Source organism: Anaerotignum sp. MSJ-24, assembly GCF_018918145.1.
GTDB lineage: Bacteria > Bacillota > Clostridia > Lachnospirales > Anaerotignaceae > Metalachnospira.
Window position 1 is genome coordinate 351,676 of sequence record NZ_JAHLPX010000007.1, and the last position, 24,800, is coordinate 376,475.

The window sequence follows — 24,800 nt, forward strand, 5'->3', positions numbered from 1 at the left end:
GCCGTAAATCGGCTTTTTTTGTGCTATAATATTGTAATAAACAATAGATACATATGATACGGTGTAGTACAATAACATGGAGCCTATTAAGGAGAAATAGCTATGAGCCATACTGATGCTGATAAACACAATAAAAAGGACAAATTCGAAAATATAATAAGTGCTGTATTGATAATTATACTGATTTCTCTTACGGTTGCTATGATGGGTGAGGTTAATAAAATACAGGGCAATGCAAGAGTCGTTAATTATGCCGGAATTATACGAGGTGCAACTCAAAGAGAAATGAAGCTTGAAATAGCCGGACAGGGGAACGATGACCTTATCGAATATCTTGATGACATATTTTCCGGACTTATGCACGGAGGCGGCAAGTATGAGCTTACAAAGCTTGATGATGAGGTTTATAATGAAAGACTTAATACTCTTAATGCCTATTGGGATGAGCTTAAAGACGAGATAAAAAAGGTCCGCGAGGTCGGTTATGAAAATACGGACATTATTTCCATGAGTGAAGAGTATTTTAATCTTGCGGATCAGACGGTAGGTGCGGCAGAAGATTATTCACAGGAGTGTGCAATGAAAATAAGTCGTATAGAAAAGATAATGACTGTTGTAATGGTGCTTATTGTTATAATGCTCATCAAACAATCCGTTGATGAAATAATGCTTATGAAAAATAATAAGGAGCTTGCGAAAAAAGCTTATATTGACCTGCATACAGGTCTTCCGAACAAGAGCAGATGTGAAGAACTTCTTATGAACAGGAAAAGTCTTACAGAAACTACTTCTGTTGTTATATTTGACCTTAACGGACTTAAAGAAGTAAATGATACGTTGGGACATATTGCCGGAGATACGCTTATTATGAACTTTGCAAGCATAATAAGAACGGCAATTCCGGAAAAATACTTTGTCGGAAGATACGGTGGTGATGAATTTATAGCAATATTGGAAAATGCCGATGAAGACACCACAAAAGAGGTACTTAAAGCAGTCAAGGAAAATGCCGATAACTATAATAAATTCAGTAAACAGCTTCACCTTGAGTATGCTTACGGATATGCGGTTTCGTCATCTTACAGTGAGAGTAATTTAAAGATACTTCTCGAAAAAGCCGATAAAAATATGTATAAATGCAAGGCGGAAATGAAGGGCGAAAATGCTGTAAGATAAAATTAAATATTGTTTGCAAATTGTTTATAAAATATATATTATATGTTTAATCTTGTTGCTTATAGTTATCATGGTGAGATAAAAGGAGGTTCGGCATATAAGCAGAAAAGAATACAAAGAAGGTATCTCTATGAATAAGAATAATAATTCGATTGATTTATATAAGAAGATTTTGCTGATAGTATGTACGGCAATAACTGTTGTTTTGACCGTTATCGGATATAAAAAGGGTATTTTTACCGATGAAACACAGATGGAATTGTTTTTAAATTCCTGCGGAATATTTGCACCGTTGTTCTTTGTTTTTATTCAGGCTGTTCAGGTAATTATTCCTATTCTGCCCGGTGCGGTAGGTTGTGTTTACGGAGTTATGTTTTGGGGACCGTTAAAGGGATTTATTTTTAACTATATAGGAATTTGTATCGGATCCATCGGAGCTTTTTTAATAGCAAGACGATTCGGACAAAGGCTGGTAATACAGATGACAGGCGAAAAATTTTATGACAAATACAGCAAATATCTTGAGATGGAAAACAGATTTGAAAAAATATTTGCATTGCTTATTTTTCTTCCGGTAGCACCTGATGATTTTCTTTGTTATCTTGCCGGAATAAGCAAGATGGATTTAAAGAAATTCGTGACTATTATTCTTCTCGGAAAACCGGCGGCTATATTTTTATACAGTATGGGACTTAATACTGTTTTACAAAAGGCATTTTCAATGCTTACACAAATTTAGGGAAAGTAAGGGAGTTTTATGAGGGTTTATTTGTATTCGGAAATGCAGAAGCTTATTGAAAAAAGCGGTGTCGGACGGGCGATACATCATCAGCGCAATGCTGCCGAAAAAAACGGTATCGAACTGACCGACAATATTAATGATGCCGATATTGTACATATAAATACGGTATTTCCGAAATCGGCTATTCTTGCTTTAAGAGCGCATATAAGAAATATTCCGGTTATATACCACGCACATTCAACAAGAGAGGATTTTAAAAATTCTTATATCGGTTCAAATCTTTTTGCGAATGCATTCGGAAAATGGCTTAAGTTTTGTTATAGCTTAGGTGATGTTATTGTTACACCGACAGAATATTCCAAACAGCTTTTGATGTCATACGGAATTAAAAAAAGAATTGAAGCCGTATCAAACGGCATTGACCTTAATTATTATAATAGAGAAAAAACAAATGCAGAGAATTTCCGTAAAAAATACGGTTACAGTGACGATGATAAAATTATAATGTCTGTCGGCCTTACAATAGAGCGTAAAGGCGTTTGTGATTTTGTTGAGCTTGCGAAAAGAATGCCTCAGTATAAATTTATATGGTTCGGTGAAACAAATCTTAACACAGTTCCGTTGAACGTAAGAAAAGTGGTTGAAACCAAGCTTCCGAATCTATGCTTTGCAGGATATGCAAGTAAAGATGATTTAAAAGAAGCATATGCGGCTTGCGATTTATTTTTGTTTATGTCCAAGGAAGAAACAGAGGGCATAGTTGTGCTTGAAGCACTTGCAATGAAAACTCCTGTGCTGTTGAGAGACATTCCTGTATACAGCGATTGGCTGAAAAAAGACAGAGATGTGTATAAGGCAGACAGCATAGATGAGTTTGAAACAGAAATCAAACAGATAATTGCCGGAGAAAAACCGGATATAACCGAAAACGGTTATTCTGTTGCCAAACAGAGAGAAATATATAAAATAGGGAATAAGCTTAAAAAAATTTATAATGACACGATAAATAATTATGCGGCAGTACATAAGCTTAACGGAGTAAAGCTTGCCGGAAATAATGATAAATTATAAATAATTATAAAATTAATGCCGATGGAGCAATCCGTCGGCATTTTGTAATGTATAGATTTTTAGATTTATTTTTTGTGCTTTATATGTATTTCCGGAACAGCAAGGTTGTCGTAGCTTATCTCAACGCTGTGCTTGTTATCCTCGGAATTGTCCTTGTCTTTTTTGGGCTCGTTGTTATGCTTTTTCCTTATATGAATCTCAGGAACAGCAAGCGAATCAAAATCAATTTCTATACTATGTTTAAGCTTATTTTTTTTATCCATCTTATCCACTCCTAAGCAGCTTTAATGTTTAAATGTTCTTAAGCTGATTATAACATCAAAGTCGGCTTTTACCAATATATTATAAGAAATTAATAAATAATGTTATTGTCAGACTGTTAATGAAATCGGCAAACAAGCTTCCTACAAGCGGTACAAGCAGATATGCTTTTACAGAAGGAGCATATTTGTCCGTTATTGCCTGCATGTTGGCCATGGCATTCGGTGTTGCACCCATACCGAAACCACATGTTCCGGCGGTAAGCACTGCTGCATCGTAATCTCTTCCCATTATGTTGAATACAACAAAATATGCAAAGAACATCATAAATAAGGTCTGACCGAGAAGAAGTATTATCATCGGCAGAGCAAGATCCGCAAGCTGCCAGAGCTTAAGAGTTATCATTGCTATGCCGAGAAAAAGGTTAAGACATATACCGCCGAGATTGTTTATTTCGCCCATGTGTATAGTGAATTTTCCTGTGAATTCGCTTATATTTCGCATAAGAGCCGCAGCTATCATTGCACCGATATAAACCGGAAATGTCATTCCTGTTTTGTTGAGCAACATTGAAAATACTGTTCCGATTCCTATTGCGAGAACAAGCTGATAAACGGCAGAGGCATACATTGAGTAATTCTTTTCGTGTTTTTCTTCTTCTTCCTCAAGAAATGTATCGTCTGCATCAACGACGGTTCTAAGTAAGTCGTGCTTTAATATAAGCTTTCTTCCCAAAGGGCCGCCCATAAGGCTTCCGGCAATAAGACCGAAGGTTGCGGCGGCAGTACAAAGCGTGCTTGCTCCGGCAACGCCGAGGTCCTCTAAATCGGCACCGAAGGCTCCGGCTGTACCATGTCCGCCGACCATAGGTATTGAGCCGGTACACATGCCTATCATCGGATCAATGCCAAGTAATTTGGATAATCCGACGGCAAGAAAGTTCTGGCAGACAATGAGCACGAAAACGGCACCAAGAAATATTATCATTGCTTTTCCGCCACTTTTGAGTATCTTTAAATTTGCCTGAAAGCCTACCGATGTGAAGAACATAACCATGCAGACATTTCGCAGAGTTTCATCAAAATTTATTTCACATATATTTGTTTCGTAAAGTACGCAGGATATTATGGCAAATATAAGTCCGCCGATAACAGGTGCCGGAATACAAAATCTTTCGAGCACACGTATTTTCCTTCTGAGCATAAGACCGAGAAAAAGAACAAGAACGGCTACGGCTACCGTCTGATACATATCAAGATTAATTATCATTTCTTTTCCTCACTTTCAACAGTTATTCCCTTTTCGGCATAATATTCGGCAGCACCTTTATGGAAAGGAATGTTTATTCCGTCGGTTGCATATTCCTCGCTTATAGCCATTTTTGTCGGTACGGAATATTGAATAGCCGTTCCGTTTTCAAAAAGTTTTTCCGTTATTTTGTATACGGTTTCGTCAGAAAGGCTATCGCTTGCTATAAGTACGGCTTTTACACCGATTGTTTTTATGTCCTCAGTTTGTCCGTAATATGTTCCGGCAGGTATTGTGCATATGTCATAGCTGTCGTAATTGTTCATTATTGTTTCCAATGCGTTATCATCAATACCTATAAGTCTTACGTCACAATTTCCCGATAAGTCGCTGAGAACGGGAACGGGAAAACCGGAAGTACAGAACATTGCATCTATTTCTCCGTTTTTGAGTGCTTCTGCGGCCTCTGAGTAGTTGAGATTTTTTCCGTCTATCATGTCGAGAGTAAGACCTTCCGAAAGCAGTATATGTTCTGCATTTATTTCTGTTCCGGATTCTTCTTCGCCTATGCCGACCTTTCTGCCTTTCAAGTCAGATATTGTCTGTATGTCGGAATCCTTTTGCACGACTATGTGGCATACCTCCGGATATAATCCGGCAACGGCACTGAAGGTATCTTTTCCGTCGGTTGTATCGTCGTTATAAGCCGTATATATTAAGTCTGATTGTGCTATTGCAAGCTGAATGTATTTTTTAGGCATTAATCGGAGATTTGCGGCAGAACCGGCTGTCGCTTTAACATCAAGCTCTATTTTATCTGTTTCCTCGTCAAAAACTCCGGCAAATGCAGTTCCGAATGAATAGTATGTACCGCCTATTCCGGCGGTTCCGGTTCTTATTCTTTCACTTCCGGATGCCGAACAGCCGGAAAGAAGTATTATGGTACAACCAAACAGTATTAAAGCTGATTTGAATTTCAATATTTATTCCTCCAAACAAAGCAGGGAATTGGACAACGTCCAATTCCCCGATGATTTTTTTATTATACAGTACAATATAAAGTGTGTCAATATATATACTTTGGCAGTGTAAATGATACATTTAACTTAAATTTTGTACTGTAAAAAATATTTTATTTTTCTGCTTTTAGCATATCACCGATAAATATTCCATATCCCTTAGTCGGTTCATTTACGAATACATGCGTTACCGCACCGATGATTTTTCCGTTCTGGATAATAGGGGAGCCGCTCATGCCTTGGACAATACCGCCGGCTTTGTCGATAAGCCGGTCATCAGTTATTTTCAATACAAGGCATTTATCGGAGTTTTCCGCATTTTTATTTATATCTTTTATCTGTATTTTGTATTCCTCTACGTTAATTCCGTCAAGAGAACAACGTATTACGGCATCGCCTGTCGTTACCTCGTCAAAATCGGCAACCGGCAGAGTTTCGGCATTTTCAGCAAAGGAGTTATTTTCAATACTACCGTATATGCCATGCCCGGTGTTGGAAATCACATTGCCGTAGACAATGTTTTTGTTCAATATACCTGTCAGTTCTCCGGGACTGCCTTTCTGGCTTTTTCTTATTCCGCTGAGCGAACTGCCGACAAGACTGCCTTCCTTGAGAGACATAAGCTTTTCGGTATCGGCATCATATACGCCGTGACCGAGAGCACCGAAGGTCATGTCATCGGGATTTATATATGTCAGCGTGCCTATACCTTGTGTGCTGTCCCTTACCCATACACCTATTTTCTGACTTCCGTCCTCAATGCATTTTACCGGAGTCAGCTTTATGTCCAGAGTGCTGTCCTTTCTTAAAACAGTGAGTGTTATTGAGCTGTTGCAGTTGTCAACCGCATTCATAAGAGCCTCTTTATCGTTCAGCTCAATGCCGTCTGCCATAAGAATAATATCTCCGGCTTTCAGTGTATCGCCTGCCGGAGTGTAAACATGCCTGTCCTCTCCGGTAACACTGCCTGTTCCGAGCACAAGTATTCCGCTGCTTTCCATAGTTACGCCGATAACCTGTCCGCCGGGAATAAGCTCGTCTGTGGTGTTGTCATCGGAAATTGTCGAAGCCGAAGCTGTAATTTTTTTGTCATTGACATTTGAGCACGATGCTGTCAAGGTCATACATGCAGTAATAAAAGTTAAGCTGATGATTTTTTTTAAAACCTTGCCGTTTTCCGGCATACCTGATCACTTCCCATACCTCGGCTTATGCAGAATTGTTTTCTGCACGATTTTAATTTAACCTTGATACAGATAAGCTATACAGGCAATGTTTTTTAAATTTAACATATATATTTATCGGTTCCGAATATCTATGGTTTCGTTTCTATTCAAATATTTTTTATAAATAATTACCGCCATATATGCCGAAAATATTCCTATCAAAATTCCGAAAAGAACGTCTGTCGGATAATGTACGCCAATATATAATCTTGAAAAGGCGATAAGTGCCGCAAGAATTACAGCAGGAATACCGATTTTTTTAGGCATAAGCTTGAAATAGACAAATGCAGCCGCAAAGGATGCACAGCTATGTCCGGAAGGAAATGAGAAATCCTTCGGTTTAGCGATAAGCGGAATAATATCGCTGTATCTGTCATAAGGACGTATTCTCGCAACCATGTTTTTAAGGCATACGTTTGTTATCAGAGCACCTATGATGAGTGCGATAATTGCGGTTAAGCCGATTTTTCTTGTTTTTTTATTTATTAAAAGTAAAAGCGATAATACTATCCAGAACCAGCCACCGTTTCCAAGCATGGTAATAAATTTGAAAATTCCCGTCAGTATATCGTTTCTTATATGCTCCTGGAGGAACATAAGTATACTGTAATCAATACTATATATAATTCCCATAAACTCTCCTTTTATAATAAATTAACCCTGTATCAATTTGTAATACAGGGTTGACTTCTTGTTAATATTTTTATTTTTTAAAGAACTCTCTTAGCATAAGCGAATGAAGATAATCCGTAAGGATCACTGAGTGTGCTTATTATTACGCCGTCTTTGATTCCTGATGAAGAGTGGATATAGTAACCGTCGTACATATAAATTCCGACATGGTCGATTGTTCCGTTTCCGTCGTTATCGAAGAAAACAAGGTCGCCAGCCTGAAGCTCGCTCTTGTCGATTAAATATCCGTCGTTTGCAGCCATTCCGGCAGAAGAACGTGTAAGAGAAATTCCTTCGGCATTTTTGAATACGCAGTATACAAAGCCTGAGCAGTCAACGCCCGATGAAAGATCTGTGCCGCCCCATACATAAGGTGTGCCTAAGAACTGCTTTGCATAATTTATAAGCTGTCCACCCTTTGTGAGAGCCTCTTCCGAATCTTCGTCTGTTTTAACATCGAAATATTCTGCACTGACATAGCCTTCGCTTCCGTCATCAGTTAAAATATGTACCCATTCATCATCGCTGTCAATGATTTCTGCCTTTGTCATGTAGGGGAGAACACTGATTATATCTCCGTCAAGAGTAGGTTCTGTTCTGAAGTTAAGTCCCGTAACCGCAGTAACAAAACCATAATCCTCTGTTACTGCCGTTGCATAATCAACCTCACTGAGACAATCTATGTAATCTCCGTCAACACTGCTTGCGGGAATATAGCCTTCTGTGCCTTTTGAATTTACAAGGAGCCAGTCACCGGCAATTCCTTTTGCTGTTACAACATCGCCTTTGTTGAGTCGGTCAAGCTTTCCTGTGTTTTCGCCTGGAGCCTCTCTTAAGCTTACTTTTTCGTCAATGACTGTAACATCTGTTTCTGTTATTTCAATGTAATCTTCGTAGATATATGCACTGTTCTTATCTGCATAGGATACATTGAACCAGTTTCCTCTTTTATCGAGAATTTCAACCATATCGCCTTCGTTAAGCTTGTCCACAATAGTAGATGAAGTGTTGCTTTCGGCTCTTACATTAACTCCGCTGTCGTTAAGAGTTCCGTGTGTGGCAGCTAATGCTGTTGCAGAAAAGCAGGCCGCAAACACACAGCCTACAACCGTCGAGTTAACAAGAATTCTATTTATATTCATTTAGTATTGCCTCCAAATTAAATTATTACAAATTTGTTACGTTTTTATTATACAAAGGTTTCAGCATATTGTCAATAAATTTTATGTCCGTTATTTATCGCAAATTTTATTGAAATCTATCTAAAATCGAGTTTATAATTAAATTAATATAGAATAATTTTAGCATTTAATGGTTGTATAGTACATAGATTTTTATAATTTAATTGAATTTTAATAATATTTTTAGGGAGAAATAGACATGACCGTACAAAAACTTGAAGAGCTTATTAATGCAGGTGAAGGTGAAAAACTGGATTATAAGGAACAGCTTTTGCTTGATACCGAAACAAAGAAAAAGGAGTTTGCAAAGGACGTTACAGCAATAGCCAATACAAAGGGTGGTAGAGGATACCTCGTTTTCGGTGTTGCCGATAAAACAAGAGAGGTTATAGGTATAACCGGAAAGCACCCGACAGAGGAAAGTATTTTTCAGATAATAAGTACAAGATGCGATCCGCCGGTGCCTATGAGATATGAAGAAATAATGTATAAGGATAAGCTTGTTGCGGTTCTTACTATATTTAAAAGCAACCATCGTCCGCACCAGATTTTGCAGACAGGTACATTTTACATAAGAAGAGGTTCAACAACGGACATTGCAAGAAGATATGAAATAGCCGCAATGCTCCAGGACAGCGGATTGGTCAGCTATGAAACAACGCCGGTAAGAGATGCGAATATAGGCGATCTGGACAGTGGAATGCTTGAAAAATATGTTCTTAATAATCTTCCGGCAACGGATTTGAACGGGCTTATTATATTGGAAAGCATGGGAATAATAACCTACAATAATGATACCAAGGAATATAATCCGACCGCCGGAGGACTTCTGCTTTTCGGAAAAAATCCGCAGAGATTTCTGCCGTCAACCGGAATAAGAATAGAAATAAATAAGAAGGTTAAGCTTTTTGAAGGCAATATTCCGACAATGCTTGATAATGCTGAGGAGTTTATTTCTTCTTTGCCTATGCTTAAAAATTATCCGGTAAATGCAATATACGAGGCATTGTATAACGCAGTCGTTCACAGGGATTATTGGGACGCAACAAGAGAAACCTTTGTCATAATAAGACCGTCCAGCATAGAGATAACCAATCCGGGAGCGATTTGGAACACCGACGGAGTAATAAACATGGATAATGACATAAATCCTCCGAGAAGAAACAGCTGGCTTTACCAAAGACTTCTGCTTACGGACAAAAAGGATAGATTTCTTAACAGCCCGATAGGCATAAGAACGCTCAATGACAGCTTTGAAAAATACGGATTGAAGGTTAAATATGTAAATCTCATAAAGAAAAATCTGTTTAAGGTTGTTCTTCCCGGAATGGAGGCTGTTGAGGAGAAAATGTAAATTAATAATGAAGTAAATCAGTCTGTGGTGTATGTATTAACACATATGCCGCAGATTTTTTAATATATTTCAATAAGTTCGTAAAGCGAGTTTTCGACTTAGAGGCTCAGCCTCAAAAAATTTAACATAGATTTATCATTACTGCGGTTGGGGATTTAACCAAGTCTTCATATAATCTTACTTGTAAACAAAAGAAAATAAAAAAGTGAAGACAAATAAAAGGAGATTTTAAAACTATGAAGAAGAAAATTTTAGCAATCGCTATGACTGCATTAATGGTAGTCGGAGTTGCTGCCTGCGGCTCAAGCTCATCAAGTTCAACAACAGATTCAAACTCAACAGATACAACAGCAGACGGAATGACAGGTCAGATTTCTGTTATCTCAAGAGAGGAAGGCTCAGGAACAAGAGGAGCTTTTGTAGAGCTTATGGGTATTGTTGATGACAGCGACAACGATATAACAACAATCGACGCAGAAATCACAAACTCAACATCAGTTATGCTTACAACAATAGCAGGAAACAAACAGTCAATCGGTTATGTTTCACTCGGTTCACTTTCGGATGATGTTAAGGCAGTTAAGGTAGACGGAGTTGAAGCTTCCGTAGATGACATCAAGAACGGTTCATATTCGGTATCAAGACCTTTCCTTGTAGCATACAAAGACGGACAGCTTTCAGAGCTTGCTCAGGATTATCTTAAATACATACTTAGTGCAGACGGACAGGCAATTATCTCAGAAAACGGTTACATATCGGTATCTGATTCGGCAGAAGCTTACACAGCAAGCGGCTTAAGCGGAAAACTTGTTCTTGCCGGTTCAACATCGGTATCACCTGTAATGGAAAAGCTTGCAGACGCTTACAAAGCACTTAACCCCGATGTAACAATCGAAATCCAGCAGACAGGTTCAGGTGCAGGTATCACATCAGCAATCGAAGGTGTATGTGACTTCGGTATGTCATCAAGAGAGCTTAAGGAAAGTGAAGCGGCAGAGCTTAAAGCAGACCAGATTGCACTTGACGGTATCGCAGTAATCGTAAACAACGAAAATCCTACTGATGACATTTCATCGGAAAACATCAAAAACATCTATCTTGGCGAAGTAACAAACTGGGAAGATGTTAAGTAAAATCAATTAAGATTATGGTCGATTCGGCAGTGACGGGGTGAATCTGCTCCTCATTGCCGAATTTTAGTATAGAGTCAAATTCGGAGGCTTATATGAAGTCAAATCAACTAACAGAAATAATAATGAAATTTGTATTTCTGATATTCGCATGCTTTTCCATTGTTGCGGTTATCGTAATATGTGCGTTTATGTTTGCAAACGGTTTTCCTGCAATGGCAAAAATCGGCTTCGGAAATTTCCTTCTCGGAACCGAATGGCGACCGGGACAAAATCTTTTCGGCATATTCCCTATGATAGTCGGAAGTATATATGTTACAGCCGGAGCAATGATAATCGGTGTGCCTATCGGTCTTTTATGTGCTGTGTTCCTCACATTCTATTGCCCTAAAAAGCTTTATGCTTTTGTAAAACCTGTTGTAGGTCTTCTTGCCGGAATACCTTCCATAGTATATGGTTTCTTCGGACTTGTTATTATTGTTCCTATAATACAGAATGTTTTCGGAACAGGCGGAAAGGGTGTGCTTACGGCATCTATACTTCTCGGAATAATGATACTTCCTACAATTATAGAGGTTTCGGAATCATCACTCAGAGCTGTTCCTAAACAGTATTTTGAAGGCTCACTTGCTCTCGGAGCAACAAAGGAGCGTTCTATTTTTAAAGCGGTTCTTGTCGGAGGCAAATCCGGTGTTATGTCAGCTGTTGTTCTCGGACTCGGACGAGCAATAGGAGAAACAATGGCGGTTATTATGGTTGCCGGAAACCAGGCGGCTATACCAAAGAGTGTATTAAGCGGCGTAAGAACACTTACATCAAATATCGTGCTCGAAATGGCATATGCGGCAGATTTACACAGAGAAGCACTTATAGCAACGGCAGTGGTATTGTTTGTATTTATTCTGATTATAAACATATGCTTATCAATGGTTAAAAGGAGGGAAAGCTGATGAAAACAAAGCTTCAGGAATATAAAAATCATCCGTTTTCTATGCTTATGTTTATTCTGATAATTCTTTCTGCGGTTATCATGATAGGTGCAATGATATTTATTATCGGATATATACTTGTAAGAGGTATTCCAAATATGAAGCCGGAGCTTTTTGAATGGCAGTTTACTTCCGAAAACCAGTCAATGATGCCGGCAATAATCAATACTGTATTGATGACATTATGCACATTGGTTATGGCTGTTCCGGTAGGAGTTTTTTCTGCCATATATCTTGCGGAGTATTCAAAAAAAGGTTCGAAAATAGTTAAAATAATTCGTATGACGGTTGAAACACTGTCCGGTATTCCTTCAATAGTATATGGTTTATTCGGATTTCTTGCTTTCGTTATTGCTCTCCGTTGGCAGTATTCGTTCATATCCGGTGCAATCACGCTTGCCATAATGGTTCTTCCGCTTATTATGAGAACAACCGAGGAGGCACTTCTTGCCGTTCCGGATTCATACAGAGAGGGTAGCTACGGTCTTGGTGCCGGAAAATTAAGAACTATATTCAAGATTATACTTCCTGCCGCAATGCCCGGTATACTTGCCGGAGTTATACTTGCAGTCGGACGTATCGTTGGTGAAACAGCGGCACTTATATTCACAGCCGGTACAACGGCGGCAGTTCCGGAAAATATCTTTTCATCAACAAGAACGCTTGCGGTACATATGTATTGTCTGCTTTCGGAAGGTCTTTATATTGATCAGGCATATGCAACAGCCGTTGTATTGCTGGTTATGGTAATTATCATAAATGCTTTATCGTCATTCTTGGCAAAGAAGTTAACAAAAAACTGAGGATTTAAGAAAAAATAAAAACATATAACATAAATTTAACATTTATGTGGCTGATGACTTTACATTGATTTTATATAATTTAACCGTAAGTAAAAATAGATCATAAAGGAGAAAGAATTATGGAGGATGTATCATTCCGTGTTAATGATCTGAATTTGAATTTCGGAGATTTTCACGCATTAAAGAATATAAACATAACTATCCCCACAAATAAGGTCATATCCATAATCGGGCCCAGCGGCTGCGGTAAATCAACATTCTTAAGATGTCTTAACAGAATGAACGATTTGGTCGAAGGCTGTAAGATTACCGGAGAGATACTTCTTGACGGTGTGGACATAAACAAAGATATGGATGTAAACCATTTGAGAAAACGTGTGGGCATGGTTTTCCAGAAGGCAAATCCGTTCCCTATGAGCATATACGACAACATAGCCTACGGCCCAAGAACCCATGGTGTCAGATCGAAAGCAAAGCTTGACGAGATAGTTGAAAAATCGCTCAGAGATGCTGCTCTTTGGGACGATGTTAAGGACAGACTTAAGAAAAGTGCTTTGGAGATGTCCGGTGGACAGCAACAGAGATTATGTATAGCAAGAGCACTTGCGGTAGAGCCGGAGGTATTGCTTATGGACGAGTCAACAAGTGCGCTCGATCCCATATCTACATCAAAAATCGAAGACCTTGCAATGGAACTTAAAAATAAGTATACTATCATCATGGTAACGCACAATATGCAGCAGGCTGCGAGAGTTTCCGATAAAACCGCATTTTTCCTTCTTGGAGAGCTTATTGAATTTAATGACACCGAAGAGCTTTTTTCGATGCCGAGAGATAAGAGAACAGAGGATTATATTACAGGGAGGTTCGGATAATGAGAAACAAATTCGATCAGCAGCTTGAGATGCTGCACGTTGAGCTTATAAAAATGGGTGCACTTTGTGAGGACGCAGTAAGCTCCGCTATTGAGGCACTTGAAAAGAATGATATTGTCAGTGCGGATTCCGCACTTGATACAGATGCGGAAATTGACCATAAGGAACGTGACATTGAGCGTATGTGCATGAAGCTTCTGCTTCAGCAGCAGCCGGTTGCCACAGACCTCAGAATTGTTTCCGCAGCACTTAAAATGATTACGGATATGGAGCGTGTAGGCGACCAGGCATCTGATATTGCCGAAATTTCACGCTACATAATTGAAAGCGGCATGTCAATAAACGATGACATAAGGAAAATGGCTAAGGAAGCTATAAAAATGGTTACAGACAGCGTTGATTCCTTTGTTAAAAAGGATCTTGAGCTTGCCAGAAAGGTTATCGCTTATGATGATGTCGTAGATGAATGGTTTGCAAAGCTGAAAAGCGATGTAATAGAAATGATTGCAAAAGACAGTACAAACGGAGAATATTATATTGATATTATTATGATTGCGAAATACCTTGAGAGAATCGGCGATCATGCTACAAATATTGCAGAATGGGTTGAATATTCAATAACAGGTGTTCGCAGTAAGAACAACTGAGGTGATACAGATTGACATTTGAAGAAATAAGAAGAAACGAAACAATAAATACTTATATAAGGAAAGCTGATGAGTCGCTTAAGGCTCTCGGCTTTACCGAGCATAGCTTTGCCCATGTTACACACGTTGCCGAAACAGCAGAATACATATTGAGAACAATGGGCTATTCGGAGCATGATATTGAAATAGTAAAGATTGCCGCATATCTTCACGATATCGGAAATCTTGTAAACAGAGTTGACCATTCGCAGAGCGGAGCCACAATGGCATTCCGTATACTGGATAATCTCCAGATGGATCCGGAGGACATTGCGACAATAGTTACCGCAATAGGCAACCATGATGAAGGCAACGGTGTTCCGGTAAATGCCATAGCGGCGGCACTTATACTTGCAGATAAATCAGACGTAAGACGTTCAAGAGTAAGAAACGAAGATATTGCAAATTTTGATATACATGACCGAGTTAACTATTCGGTTGAAAAAAGCCGTCTTATAATAAACGAAGACCATACACTCATAACTCTTGAGCTTAAGATTGATACAAATTACGGTTCGGTTATGGATTATTTTGAAATATTCCTTGAACGAATGATACTTTGCCGTAAGGCAGCGGAAATGATAGGCTTGCATTTTAAGCTTAATATCAACGACCAGCCGCTTATTTAACAGATACTTTTAGGAAGCCTGTAATGTTATGTTACGGGTAAATTTTGGTTAATGACTACGGAAGGATAATACTTATGATTTATCTGCTTGAAGATGATGAAAGCATCAGAAATTTTGTGGAATATGCTCTTAACAATTCCGGACTTGAATCAAAGGGCTTTGAAAAGCCTTCGGATTTCTGGAAAGCTGTTGAGGAAAGAATACCTAATCTTGTATTGCTTGATGTTATGCTGCCGGAGGAGGACGGACTTGAGGTTTTAAAGAAGCTCAGAAACAGAAGTGAAACACGAAAGCTGCCCGTAATTATGCTTACGGCAAAGGACAGCGAATATGATAAGGTTATCGGTCTTGATTCCGGTGCCGATGATTATGTTGCAAAGCCTTTCGGTATGATGGAGCTTATATCAAGAATAAAGGCTCTTTTAAGAAGAACCGAAAGCGATACAAAAAAAGATGAATATACTGCCGGCGGTCTTTATGTATGTCCTTCAAAGCATATAGTAAGGGCAAACGGAAAGGACGTTGTGCTTACATATAAAGAATTTGAGCTTTTATGTCTGCTTATATCCAATAGAGGAACTGTTTTCACAAGAGATCAGATACTCCGCAATATTTGGGGCTTTGAATTTGACGGGGAAAACAGAACGGTTGATGTCCATGTCAGAACTCTCCGTACAAAGCTCGGCGAATGCGGACAGCTTATTGAAACGGTCAGAGGAATAGGCTACAAAATCGGTGACTGAGAAAAAGGACTTGAGATAAAGGACTGAGGATAAATGACAAAGAAAATATTTCGGAGTATTATATTCGGTTCCGTAATAACTCTTATTGTCAGCTTCGTTTTTATAATGGGTATTCTTTATGAATATTTCAATAACCAGCTTCTTTCGGAGCTTAGGAACGAGGCTACGCTTGCAGAGCTTGGAGTTGAAGAATACGGGGTTGATTACCTCGAAAATATAGATTTGGAAAACAGGGTAACATGGATAGATAAGGACGGAACGGTGCTGTATGACACTACGGTTGACGCAGCTAAGCTGGAAAACCATGCCGACAGAGAGGAATTTAAAGAGGCTGTTGAAAACGGCAGCGGCTCAAGTCAGAGATATTCTGATACGCTTGCCGAAAAGATAGTTTACTATGCGTTAAAGCTTGATGACGGAACAGTAATAAGAATTTCGAGCGAGCAGTATTCGGCATGGGCGTTGATAGCCTCTATGCTTGATCCGTTAATATTTGTTTTTGTTATTATTGTTATCATATCAATTCTTCTGGCAAATCTGCTTTCTAAAAAAATAGTAAAGCCGCTGAATGAAATGAATATTGAAAATCCGGATATAGATGCAAATTATCCGGAGGTAATGCCACTTGTAAAAAAGATAAGAAAACAGCATATTTTGATTGAACGCCAGATGACTGAGCTTAAGAAAAACGAAGAGGAATTCAGGGCAATAACGTCAAATATGCAGGAGGGCTTTATAATAATAGACACAAAAACATTGGTTCTTTCGTTCAATAACGGAATTGAAAAGCTGTTTGATGTACACGATATTAAAATAGGTGACAGCGTGTTTACAATAGACCGTTCGGAAGCCTTCAGAGATTGCGTTGAAAGCTCTCTTAAAGGAAAAAGAGGAGAAGGACAGCTTAAATATAACGGAAAAATATATCAGCTTTATGCAAATCCTGTTTTTGAGGACGGCAATGTAAGAGGTTCGGTTCTGCTTATAGTTGATGTTACCGAAAAGGAAAAGCGTGAGGAGCTTAGAAGGGAATTTACATCAAATGTTTCCCATGAGCTTAAAACACCGCTTACGTCTATATTCGGCATATCGGAAATAATAATGAACGGAATAGTAAAGTCCGACGATATTCCTAAGTTTGCAAAGGATATTCATAATGAGTCCGGCAGACTTATAACTCTTGTAAACGACATAATCAAGCTTTCAAAGCTTGATGAAGGTGCAGGATTCGGAGATAAACAGCCTGTTGATATTTTCAAAATGGCACAGGATACAATAACAAGACTTGATTCGATGGCACAGGAAAGAAACATAACCGTTAAGCTGACAGGAGAAAAAACGATTATGGAATCCATACCGGCTGTAGCCGATGAGATAATACATAATGTAATAGAAAATGCGATTAAGTATAATAAAGAAAACGGAAGTGTCGATGTATTTGCCGGAAAAGAGAATGGATGGATAACATTCCGAGTAAAAGATACCGGTATAGGCATACCTGATGCGGATATAAACCGTGTTTTTGAAAGATTTTATCGTGTCGATAAAAGCCACTCAAGAAAGATAGGCGGCACAGGTCTGGGGCTTTCCATAGTTAAACATGGCGTTTCGTTCCTGGGTGGTGAGCTTTCAATAAAGAGTAAGGTTAATGAAGGTACAACGATAACGATTGTGTTTAAATAAAGACTATATGTCGGAATTAGGCATAAAAATAAATTTTATGTACAATCAGAGCTTGCTTATTATATTGCAATGATGTTAAGCACAGTATAAAATATAATAAAAGAGGTGAGGTCTGATGAGATACATTTTAATGCACAGAGAAAAGCCGACAGCTGAAATAGAGATTGACGAGCTTTCAAATATCACAAATGTATATGATGTTTTTGCTAAGGAGCATTTAAATGCAATTACGCTTGAATGGGAAGGTGTTGCACCTGTTTTTGATTGCGGAACATCGCTTTGGTACAATACACAGGAAAATCTGATTAAACCGATTTCTCCTTCAATTTCTTCAAAGCCGTTTAAGAAAACTCACAGTGAACAGATTAAACTTGTAAAAGATTTTTCGTGGCTTGATTTGGATAGGTTAGACGGAATAGAATATATGGCTGATGAAATTCTTTCGCAGTCTGAATATATCAGTAAAGTAAGAAAAAATGTTTTGTGCAATGCAATAAAACAACGAGTTCAGCTTTTAAGAGAAACTGCAATATAATAAAAAAAGAAGGTCATAATCATAAAATATGACTTTTATAAAAAATCGAAATTCATTTTAAAGGGGAGTGTCAAAAAACTCCTCTTTATTTTGGTTCTAAACTTTACTTGGGGGTAATGTTTAGAACCTTTCTAATTTTAGCAAATAAAGATAGGCATAAACACATCCATAAGATATAATTAAATCACCACAAAATAACACATCAAGGAGAATGTTTATGCCTAATACTTATTTTATATCAAATTTACTCGAAATAAAAGACCTAATTGTTGATGATTTTATTTCTTCATCTACTGATATTCATTTATACTTTCATCTTGAACAAAGAGATGTTACTTGTCCGTTTTGTAATTCAGTTACAAATAAGGTTCACGACTACCGTACATCTATTATTAAAGATGCTCCTGTTAAAGGTAAATTTTTATTTCTGCACTATAAAAAGAGAAGATATCATTAACTATGTTAGAAAACTGGAGCAAATATATTTTAAATGCTTTTGACTGTTCTTATTCTAATGGATTTACAGAAGGGTGAATAATAAGATTAAAGTAATAAAGAGAAATGGTTACGGATTTCGTAATTTTAAGAACTTTAGAAACAGAATTCTGTTATCAATGTCTTAATCAAATATGGTGATATAAAAGAAACCTGATACTATTGTACCAGGTTTCTGAAATGAGTTTACCCCCATGCTTGACAAAGAGCCTTAAATCCAAAGACGTTTATATATATCTTTACTTAACTATTTTTGAAACAGCCTTGAAATGAGGATTAGCAGAATTTACAAGAAGTTCGTAAAGAACCGATTCTCCGCAAGTGATGAAAATTCCTTCTCCCATTGCACGTTTAACTGCATTTTCTTTGTTTGATTTCTTTCTTGAAGCAATACAGTCTTCAACTAAAAATACATTGTATCCGTCAGCCTTGAGGTCGATGGCAGTCTGAAGTACACAGATATGTGCTTCAACACCGCTGATGAGAATGTTTTTCTTGCCGAGTGCTTTAACAGCGGCATAAATTTCTTCGTTTTTACAAATACTGAATGTATTTTTGTCATATGCAGTAAAATCTCCGAGACATTCTGCAATTTCGGGGATTGTGTTTCCTATCCCTTTTGTGTACTGCTGTGTAACTATCATAGGTATTCCGAGCTCCTTTAAGCCGGCAAGATAAACCTTAGATGCGGCAATAAGCTCATCCTTGCCTTCCATAACGGGTACAAGCTTTTCCTGGTAGTCAACAACGATTGCAGCAGTATCTTCCATTGAAAAACGCATATAATCAGCTCCTTAATTTTATTCAAGAAAATTATAACATAAAAATTTAGTTGATACAATAAATAAGGGACAGGTTATACTATTCTGATAAGTCTAATTTAATCATTATTGTACTGTCAAATAAATTTTTTAGTTCATTTGTAAATTTATATGAGTTAAAATCTTTTGATAAATATGTATATTTCGAGAATTTTTGTTCATTATATTTTTTCCTGAATATGCCTATTACTTTGCAGGTCGGATTTGTAAGAGTTTTAATATTTTCTCTATACAGAGAAACAGGTATGTCGGCAGCTTTTCCGTATCTGAAGCCTACACTAAGAATAGCTTTTGTATCACCTACAAAATAATCGGCTCTGATTAAAATTCCGCTGTTTATAAAGTAGCCAATCATACAGTTGTGATATAAAAGTTCTGAAAGATATGGAAGGACATATAATTTTTGCTGTGCCTTGCCATGGGTATCGACACTAAAATCTCGTGTTGAGAGTTTTCCGTTAATACAGGCGGAGTAAAACATTGGTGCAGATAATTTAGTTTTAACGCCTGTTAAATGTAAAAAATTTAGTGCTCTAAAACCTACAACAACAAAATTTAATTGTGTTTTTTTCGATATATATATATCAGAAAATGGTAATTATTTAATTTTTCTTCATATTCCTTTGTAGCTTTTACTATTATTGGAATAGCTTGCTTTACGTCATAATTTTTCATTTTTAATTTCTCAATTTTATACAACGAAAAAGGCTATCCTTATAGGACAGCCCTTTGTAAATCTGAATAATGCTGATTTTTCTGTTGTCTGCCAACTTGCCGCCACTCATATGCGGTATTAATGTGGAGTTTTTCTGTTGCTCCCCAACTTGCTAACCTTCAATATTAGCTTAAATGTCAGATTTTTATGGTGTCAGCACACCAAGATAGACGTATCTATCTACTATTATTATATGCAGAAGTTTAAAATATGTCAATTAAATTGACTAAGCTATGCTTAATTAAAATTTCCGTTTGCTGCGATTGCTTTTTTCTTGAGTGATTCAAGTCTGTTGAGTGCCTCGATAAGTGTATCGTCGTTCTTTGCAAAGTGGAAACGGATGTAGTTGTTCACATCTTCACGGAAGAAGCTTGAGCCGGGTACAGCACCTACGCCGACCTCACGGGCAAGCCATTCGCAGAACTTAATATCGTTTGTTACCTTAAATTCATCTGTGTTTACAAGAACATAGTATGCACCCTGAGGATCGCTGAAGCTTAAGTCAAGTCTTTTAAGTCCGTTGATGAACAAATCTTTTTTGTGCTGATATACTGCAAGAAAATCAGAGTAGTATTTATCATCAAACTCAAGTGCTGTTACGACTGTTTCCATAAGAGGATGAGCTGCACCTACTGTAAGGAAATCGTGAACCTTTTTGGCTACGTCGATTATTTTTTCATCGGCAAATATGTATCCGAGTCGCCAGCCTGTTATCGAGTATGTTTTTGAAAGTGAACTGCAAGTGATTGTACGTTCAGCCATTCTCGGAAGAGTTGCAAAGTAAACATGCTTGTTGGGCTGATAAACTATATGCTCGTAAACCTCATCAGTGATAACGAAAGTATCATATTTCTCCGCAAAATCGGCAATTATCTGGAGCTCATCACGAGTAAAAACCTTTCCGCTGGGATTTGAAGGGTTGCATAATATGATAGCCTTAGGATTCTGCTTGAAAGCGGCCTCAAGTACATCAACATCAAAATTAAATGCAGGAGGAATAAGTGGAACATATATAGGCTTTGCACTTGTAAGAATTGCGTCTGCACCGTAGTTTTCGTAGAAGGGTGAGAATACAATTACCTTATCGCCGGGATTGCATACTGTCATCATTGCACACATCATTGCCTCTGTGCTTCCGCAGGTAACAAGTACATTTTTGTCTGCGTCATATTTCATACCGGAGAAATGCTCCTGCTTTTTTGCGAGAGCCTCTCGCATTCTCTGTGAACCCCATGTAATTGCATACTGGTGATAATTTTCGTGTGAAACCTCTGCCATACGGTTGATAAGTGCTTCGGGAGGATTGAAATCGGGAAATCCCTGTGAAAGATTAACTGCGTTATTTTCAAGAGATATTCTTGTCATTTTTCTTATCATTGATTCTGTAAATGTGTCTGTTCTTCTGCTTAAACTGGGCATTTCCGAAGTTCCTCCTGTGCATTGTTTTATTAATGTAGATTTTTGTCAATACTTTCACTATAATAGCATATTAAAACATTCAAGTAAAGAGAATTTTGTGAAAACTTCACATAGAACGAAATGTAAATTTTTATAATAAATTTGAAAAAATATTGTGTATTTTATGGCGGTTATGGTATTATATTGAAATAAATAATAAAAAATTAAACTAAGAAAAAGGGGAGATTTTCATGGCACTTGAATTTAATGAGCAGCTTTCTTTACTCCAGAAGCCTGATAGAGCAGAAATGACAGACGAGGAATTTGAAGTATTTGAAAAAAATGTTGATGCAATGATGGAAAACTGGGGATTCTGCAACAATCTTTTTAAGGTTCTTCCGCTTAATGCAAAGCAGTACATAGGTTTCCTTAACTTTAAGGCATCTCTTTTTACACCCGAAACATGCTATCTTTCAAATGCGGATAAGGAAATGATCGGTGTTGTTGTTTCTTCTGTAAACTGTTGTTCATACTGTCTTACTACTCATGGTGATGCGCTTAGAGGCTATACAGGCGATCCTGAATGGTGTGACAGAATTTCATATAACTACCGTTCAGCAAAGATGACTCCCAAACAGAGAGCACTTTGTGACTATGCATGGTTTGTTACAGCTCATCCTCAGGAAATAGATTCAGAGCAGGTTGACAAGCTTCGTGCTGTCGGCTTCAATGACCATGAAATCCTTGAAGCTGCTTATGTTGCCGGTTTCTTTAACTACACAAACAGATGGGTAGGAACGATTGCTCCACTTGCAAACGAAGGTCATTTCTTCCATAACAGAGAAAAATAATATTATGTGGTAACAGAATTTTTATATTACAGCGGTGTACTTAAATTTACAGTATGCCGCTTTTTATGGCATTAATTTACAAAAGTATAACTTTTGTAAGAAATTCTTAATCATTTGAATGGCTGTGTTTATTGATTATTTTAACAATATTAGTTACAATATAGTCATAAAAATAAATTTGATATAAATATAAAGTAAAAATTATGTAATGAGTTTAAATCATGATAGGGGGAATAACCTTGAAAAAATCAATTTTAGCAGTTGCTGCTGCGGCAGTTATGGCAATTAGCAGCGTAGGAACAGTACCGGCATATGCGGCATCAGTGTTTGCGGATATAAATAATCTTCCTTGGGCAGGTGCGGCTACATATATCGAAGAGGCATATAATCAGGGACTTATGGCCGGTTATAATGAAAATGGCAAGCTTTACTGTAAGGCAAAAAACAATGTTACATATAACGAGGCTGTTCAGCTTATGTATTCAATAATGAGCAAATACAAAGGAACAACTGTAAGCTCATCGGTTGTAAGCAAATGGACAAACACAATGGCAGCCAACAATATTCCTTCATGGGCATATAACGCAGTTGCTTATGCACTTGAAAATTCCATACTTTCAAAAAACGACCTCAGAATTTTCATGGCTAATGCATCAACACAGAACAATGCAAGAAGAGAGGACGTAGCGGTTATTTTTGGTAAGGCTCTTGCAACAGTATACAGCCTTTCATCAAAACCGACTATTTCTTACGGTGACTCATCAAGCGTTTCAACAACATCTGTGCCTTATCTTGAGCTCCTTAACAGACTCAATATAATGGTTGGCGATTCAAACAACAAGTTCAATCCAAAAGCGGCAATAAATCGTGCCGAAATGGCTGTTCTTGTGTCAAAGACATATAATACACTTAAGGGTAACGGTACATCAACACCCACAAATCCCGGACAGACAGGACAGGTTGTTCAGTACTCAGGTACAATTAAATCAAAAACATCAACTGCCGGCGGATATTCAATTTCTGTAAGTGGCAAAACTAACGGAGTTTCTATAACATATACATTTACAACAAATTCAGCAACTACTGTTATCAGTGGTTCGTCAACGACAACTGTTGATAAACTTAAGACAGGTGATTCAATCGTTGCTGTATGTAACGGAAGCGTTGCATCAACAATCCTTTTAATGGCATCAGGTTCATCAACAACAGCTGCTGAGACAAAATCAGGAACAATTTCCGGAATGACTTCAAGCACTATATCAATCAAATCCGGAAGTTCATCAAAAACATATGACGTAGAGGATACATCAAGCACAAAGGTTACAATAGATGGAAGTAATAGCACATATGCTTCACTTAAAAACAAATTCAATGGCGGAAATGACTACACTGTAAAACTTTCACTCAACTCAAACGATGAAGTAATCCAGATTGTTGCTGAAAGCGGAAAAAGCTCAGGTAATGAAGTTAAGAGCATTACATCAAGAAAGCTCACTCTTACAAACGGTAAGTCATACGGCTATGTAGACGATGATGAACTTGTTGTTAAGCTTGTTTCCGGAACATCAACAAAGACACTTGATGACATTGATGATCTTATTGAAAAATTCGATGATATGAAGAGCTCAGAAAAAATGACCGTTGCTCTTACACTTGATAAGCATGATGACATAGAAAAGATCGTTGCAACTATTTCAAGTAAGAGTTCATCTTCATCAGGTAAAACTATATCTTCTGTTGATAGAGATAAAGCTTATATCAAAATCGGATCAGATAAATACCATTTCCCCGATGATGATGACGATGTAAAAACAATGAAGTTTGACGGAGACACATACGAAAGAATCGATAAGTTCTTAAAGGCTCTCGAAAATGCACTTGATGACGATGAAACACTTAAGGCTGACATCACAATGGACGATGATGATGAGTATATTTATAAAATTACTGTAACAATCGGTTCAAGTTCATCAGATGCTTCCGGCACACTTAAATCAATTGATACAGACGATAGAACAATCAAAATCGGTTCAAAAACATACGATTACACAAAGAGTACAGATTTCAGCATTACAGATGGTAATGATGAAATAGACGATGATGACGACCTTTATGACGCAATCAGGAAGGACGAGAAGACTATCGAAATAGAGCTTACAATCAAAAACAAAGAAGTAACTAAGGTTGAAGGCTATGTAAAATCCGTAAAGGCTGATATTGATAAATTTGAGTACAATAAGACAGCTTCAAAGTGCTATGTAGTTCTTGATAATTCATCAAATGCAAAATATTACTTTACATCAAAGACAAAATTCTCAGGCGACTGTGATGATACCAAAGATATTGACAAGGCATTCAATGATGATGATGAAACTGTAACAGCAACACTTACACTTGATAAGGACGGAAAAATAACAAACATCAAGACAAGCTACTAATTTAAAAATCCATAAGAGATTGTCACCAATTAAAAGAGATTGGTTGACAATCTCTTTTT

The 24,800-nt window shown here is 37.6% G+C and carries 25 protein-coding genes and 1 pseudogene; 17 read left to right on the top strand and 9 right to left on the bottom strand.

All coding sequences use genetic code 11. The annotated features are described in order from the left end of the window. Window positions 1-102: 102 nt before the first annotated feature. The 3 genes from KQI66_RS07925 to KQI66_RS07935 all read left to right on the top strand — a co-directional run bounded on the left by KQI66_RS07925 (window position 103) and on the right by KQI66_RS07935 (window position 2,989). A complete protein-coding gene (locus tag KQI66_RS07925) occupies window positions 103-1,176 on the top strand; it encodes a GGDEF domain-containing protein (RefSeq protein WP_216428362.1) in 1,074 nt (357 codons plus the stop codon). Between the two features lie 130 nt (window positions 1,177-1,306). Beyond that, entirely contained in the window at window positions 1,307-1,915 is a 609-nt protein-coding gene (locus KQI66_RS07930) for a TVP38/TMEM64 family protein (protein WP_253287708.1), read from the top strand. A gap of 42 nt (window positions 1,916-1,957) precedes the next feature. Beyond that, entirely contained in the window at window positions 1,958-2,989 is a 1,032-nt protein-coding gene (locus tag KQI66_RS07935; RefSeq protein WP_330655091.1) for a glycosyltransferase, read from the top strand. Between the two features lie 65 nt (window positions 2,990-3,054). On the opposite strand, the gene KQI66_RS07940 is transcribed toward KQI66_RS07935, so the two are convergent. From KQI66_RS07940 to KQI66_RS07965, 6 genes are all read right to left on the bottom strand, one after another. Continuing rightward, window positions 3,055-3,252 (bottom strand): hypothetical protein, encoded by a 198-nt coding sequence (locus KQI66_RS07940; protein WP_216428366.1) that lies wholly within the window; start codon window positions 3,250-3,252, stop codon window positions 3,055-3,057. Between the two features lie 79 nt (window positions 3,253-3,331). Next, the gene (gltS, locus tag KQI66_RS07945; RefSeq protein WP_216428368.1) at window positions 3,332-4,519 is read right to left on the bottom strand and encodes a sodium/glutamate symporter; all 1,188 of its coding nucleotides are present in this window, start codon (window positions 4,517-4,519) and stop codon (window positions 3,332-3,334) included. Next, window positions 4,516-5,478 (bottom strand): TAXI family TRAP transporter solute-binding subunit, encoded by a 963-nt coding sequence (locus KQI66_RS07950; RefSeq protein ID WP_216428369.1) that lies wholly within the window; start codon window positions 5,476-5,478, stop codon window positions 4,516-4,518. The genes gltS and KQI66_RS07950 overlap by 4 nt, the downstream gene beginning before the upstream one ends. 152 nt (window positions 5,479-5,630) lie before the next feature. After that, window positions 5,631-6,701, bottom strand: coding sequence for a SpoIVB peptidase (gene spoIVB / locus KQI66_RS07955; protein ID WP_216428371.1), 1,071 nt, complete (start codon window positions 6,699-6,701; stop codon window positions 5,631-5,633). A 114-nt stretch (window positions 6,702-6,815) separates the two neighbouring features. After that, complete coding sequence (locus KQI66_RS07960; protein WP_216428373.1) at window positions 6,816-7,376, bottom strand: phosphatase PAP2 family protein; 561 nt, start codon at window positions 7,374-7,376, stop codon at window positions 6,816-6,818. 77 nt (window positions 7,377-7,453) lie between these two features. Beyond that, the gene (locus tag KQI66_RS07965) at window positions 7,454-8,557 is read right to left on the bottom strand and encodes a C40 family peptidase (protein WP_216428375.1); all 1,104 of its coding nucleotides are present in this window, start codon (window positions 8,555-8,557) and stop codon (window positions 7,454-7,456) included. A 238-nt stretch (window positions 8,558-8,795) separates the two neighbouring features. Here KQI66_RS07965 and KQI66_RS07970 point away from each other — a divergent pair, with 238 nt between their 5' ends. The 12 genes and pseudogenes from KQI66_RS07970 to KQI66_RS08030 form a co-directional block, all read left to right on the top strand. Beyond that, window positions 8,796-9,950: an AlbA family DNA-binding domain-containing protein gene (locus KQI66_RS07970; protein ID WP_216428377.1), complete on the top strand. Its 1,155-nt coding sequence runs from the start codon at window positions 8,796-8,798 to the stop codon at window positions 9,948-9,950. A 236-nt stretch (window positions 9,951-10,186) separates the two neighbouring features. Beyond that, the gene (locus KQI66_RS07975; RefSeq protein WP_216428379.1) at window positions 10,187-11,083 is read left to right on the top strand and encodes a substrate-binding domain-containing protein; all 897 of its coding nucleotides are present in this window, start codon (window positions 10,187-10,189) and stop codon (window positions 11,081-11,083) included. Window positions 11,084-11,205: 122 nt separating this feature from the next. Continuing rightward, window positions 11,206-12,030 (top strand): phosphate ABC transporter permease subunit PstC, encoded by an 825-nt coding sequence (gene pstC / locus KQI66_RS07980; protein WP_253287709.1) that lies wholly within the window; start codon window positions 11,206-11,208, stop codon window positions 12,028-12,030. Beyond that, a complete protein-coding gene (pstA, locus tag KQI66_RS07985) occupies window positions 12,030-12,872 on the top strand; it encodes a phosphate ABC transporter permease PstA (RefSeq protein ID WP_216428382.1) in 843 nt (280 codons plus the stop codon). The genes pstC and pstA overlap by 1 nt, the downstream gene beginning before the upstream one ends. 119 nt (window positions 12,873-12,991) lie before the next feature. After that, on the top strand, window positions 12,992-13,747 hold the full coding sequence (gene pstB, locus KQI66_RS07990; RefSeq protein WP_216428384.1) for a phosphate ABC transporter ATP-binding protein PstB: 756 nt from the start codon (window positions 12,992-12,994) through the stop codon (window positions 13,745-13,747). Further along, window positions 13,747-14,394 (top strand): phosphate signaling complex protein PhoU, encoded by a 648-nt coding sequence (phoU, locus tag KQI66_RS07995; RefSeq protein WP_216428386.1) that lies wholly within the window; start codon window positions 13,747-13,749, stop codon window positions 14,392-14,394. The genes pstB and phoU overlap by 1 nt, the downstream gene beginning before the upstream one ends. Window positions 14,395-14,405: 11 nt before the next feature. Then, the gene (locus KQI66_RS08000; protein ID WP_216428388.1) at window positions 14,406-15,062 is read left to right on the top strand and encodes an HD domain-containing protein; all 657 of its coding nucleotides are present in this window, start codon (window positions 14,406-14,408) and stop codon (window positions 15,060-15,062) included. Between the two features lie 74 nt (window positions 15,063-15,136). Then, window positions 15,137-15,805 carry a response regulator transcription factor gene (locus KQI66_RS08005; RefSeq protein ID WP_216428390.1) on the top strand — a complete coding sequence of 223 codons (669 nt, stop codon included), beginning with the start codon at window positions 15,137-15,139 and terminating at the stop codon, window positions 15,803-15,805. Between the two features lie 33 nt (window positions 15,806-15,838). Then, window positions 15,839-17,488 (top strand): sensor histidine kinase, encoded by a 1,650-nt coding sequence (locus tag KQI66_RS08010; RefSeq protein ID WP_216428392.1) that lies wholly within the window; start codon window positions 15,839-15,841, stop codon window positions 17,486-17,488. A gap of 115 nt (window positions 17,489-17,603) precedes the next feature. Beyond that, window positions 17,604-18,023 (top strand): hypothetical protein, encoded by a 420-nt coding sequence (locus KQI66_RS08015; RefSeq protein WP_253287710.1) that lies wholly within the window; start codon window positions 17,604-17,606, stop codon window positions 18,021-18,023. A gap of 217 nt (window positions 18,024-18,240) precedes the next feature. Then, window positions 18,241-18,480, top strand: coding sequence for a transposase family protein (locus KQI66_RS11625; protein WP_216428393.1), 240 nt, complete (start codon window positions 18,241-18,243; stop codon window positions 18,478-18,480). Between the two features lie 56 nt (window positions 18,481-18,536). After that, window positions 18,537-18,646: pseudogene (locus tag KQI66_RS08030) on the top strand (transposase); the annotation flags it as partial. 111 nt (window positions 18,647-18,757) lie between these two features. Here KQI66_RS08030 and KQI66_RS08035 read toward each other — a convergent pair. The 3 genes from KQI66_RS08035 to KQI66_RS08045 form a co-directional block, all read right to left on the bottom strand. Further along, entirely contained in the window at window positions 18,758-19,300 is a 543-nt protein-coding gene (locus KQI66_RS08035; protein WP_216428397.1) for an isochorismatase family protein, read from the bottom strand. Window positions 19,301-19,379: 79 nt separating this feature from the next. Continuing rightward, window positions 19,380-19,922, bottom strand: a complete 543-nt coding sequence (locus KQI66_RS08040) for a PBECR4 domain-containing protein (protein WP_216428764.1) — start codon at window positions 19,920-19,922, stop codon at window positions 19,380-19,382. A gap of 369 nt (window positions 19,923-20,291) precedes the next feature. Further along, window positions 20,292-21,473, bottom strand: a complete 1,182-nt coding sequence (locus KQI66_RS08045) for a pyridoxal phosphate-dependent aminotransferase (RefSeq protein ID WP_216428399.1) — start codon at window positions 21,471-21,473, stop codon at window positions 20,292-20,294. 230 nt (window positions 21,474-21,703) lie between these two features. Here KQI66_RS08045 and KQI66_RS08050 point away from each other — a divergent pair, with 230 nt between their 5' ends. After that, the gene (locus tag KQI66_RS08050; protein WP_216428401.1) at window positions 21,704-22,303 is read left to right on the top strand and encodes a peroxidase-related enzyme; all 600 of its coding nucleotides are present in this window, start codon (window positions 21,704-21,706) and stop codon (window positions 22,301-22,303) included. A gap of 239 nt (window positions 22,304-22,542) precedes the next feature. Next, a complete protein-coding gene (locus KQI66_RS08055; RefSeq protein ID WP_216428403.1) occupies window positions 22,543-24,741 on the top strand; it encodes an S-layer homology domain-containing protein in 2,199 nt (732 codons plus the stop codon). Window positions 24,742-24,800: the final 59 nt, after the last annotated feature.

What these genes read in the sequence shown, in the direction of transcription:
- KQI66_RS07925 (WP_216428362.1), top strand. Translation starts at nt 103, where the DNA reads ATGAGCCATACTGATGCTGATAAACACAATAAAAAGGACAAATTCGAA.
- KQI66_RS07930 (WP_253287708.1), top strand. Translation starts at nt 1,307, where the DNA reads ATGAATAAGAATAATAATTCGATTGATTTATATAAGAAGATTTTGCTG.
- KQI66_RS07935 (WP_330655091.1), top strand. Translation starts at nt 1,958, where the DNA reads ATGCAGAAGCTTATTGAAAAAAGCGGTGTCGGACGGGCGATACATCAT.
- KQI66_RS07940 (WP_216428366.1), bottom strand. Translation starts at nt 3,252, where the DNA reads ATGGATAAAAAAAATAAGCTTAAACATAGTATAGAAATTGATTTTGAT.
- gltS (WP_216428368.1), bottom strand. Translation starts at nt 4,519, where the DNA reads ATGATAATTAATCTTGATATGTATCAGACGGTAGCCGTAGCCGTTCTT.
- spoIVB (WP_216428371.1), bottom strand. Translation starts at nt 6,701, where the DNA reads ATGCCGGAAAACGGCAAGGTTTTAAAAAAAATCATCAGCTTAACTTTT.
- KQI66_RS07960 (WP_216428373.1), bottom strand. Translation starts at nt 7,376, where the DNA reads ATGGGAATTATATATAGTATTGATTACAGTATACTTATGTTCCTCCAG.
- KQI66_RS07965 (WP_216428375.1), bottom strand. Translation starts at nt 8,557, where the DNA reads ATGAATATAAATAGAATTCTTGTTAACTCGACGGTTGTAGGCTGTGTG.
- KQI66_RS07970 (WP_216428377.1), top strand. Translation starts at nt 8,796, where the DNA reads ATGACCGTACAAAAACTTGAAGAGCTTATTAATGCAGGTGAAGGTGAA.
- KQI66_RS07975 (WP_216428379.1), top strand. Translation starts at nt 10,187, where the DNA reads ATGAAGAAGAAAATTTTAGCAATCGCTATGACTGCATTAATGGTAGTC.
- pstC (WP_253287709.1), top strand. Translation starts at nt 11,206, where the DNA reads ATGAAATTTGTATTTCTGATATTCGCATGCTTTTCCATTGTTGCGGTT.
- pstA (WP_216428382.1), top strand. Translation starts at nt 12,030, where the DNA reads ATGAAAACAAAGCTTCAGGAATATAAAAATCATCCGTTTTCTATGCTT.
- pstB (WP_216428384.1), top strand. Translation starts at nt 12,992, where the DNA reads ATGGAGGATGTATCATTCCGTGTTAATGATCTGAATTTGAATTTCGGA.
- phoU (WP_216428386.1), top strand. Translation starts at nt 13,747, where the DNA reads ATGAGAAACAAATTCGATCAGCAGCTTGAGATGCTGCACGTTGAGCTT.
- KQI66_RS08005 (WP_216428390.1), top strand. Translation starts at nt 15,137, where the DNA reads ATGATTTATCTGCTTGAAGATGATGAAAGCATCAGAAATTTTGTGGAA.
- KQI66_RS08010 (WP_216428392.1), top strand. Translation starts at nt 15,839, where the DNA reads ATGACAAAGAAAATATTTCGGAGTATTATATTCGGTTCCGTAATAACT.
- KQI66_RS08015 (WP_253287710.1), top strand. Translation starts at nt 17,604, where the DNA reads ATGAGATACATTTTAATGCACAGAGAAAAGCCGACAGCTGAAATAGAG.
- KQI66_RS11625 (WP_216428393.1), top strand. Translation starts at nt 18,241, where the DNA reads ATGCCTAATACTTATTTTATATCAAATTTACTCGAAATAAAAGACCTA.
- KQI66_RS08035 (WP_216428397.1), bottom strand. Translation starts at nt 19,300, where the DNA reads ATGCGTTTTTCAATGGAAGATACTGCTGCAATCGTTGTTGACTACCAG.
- KQI66_RS08045 (WP_216428399.1), bottom strand. Translation starts at nt 21,473, where the DNA reads ATGCCCAGTTTAAGCAGAAGAACAGACACATTTACAGAATCAATGATA.
- KQI66_RS08050 (WP_216428401.1), top strand. Translation starts at nt 21,704, where the DNA reads ATGGCACTTGAATTTAATGAGCAGCTTTCTTTACTCCAGAAGCCTGAT.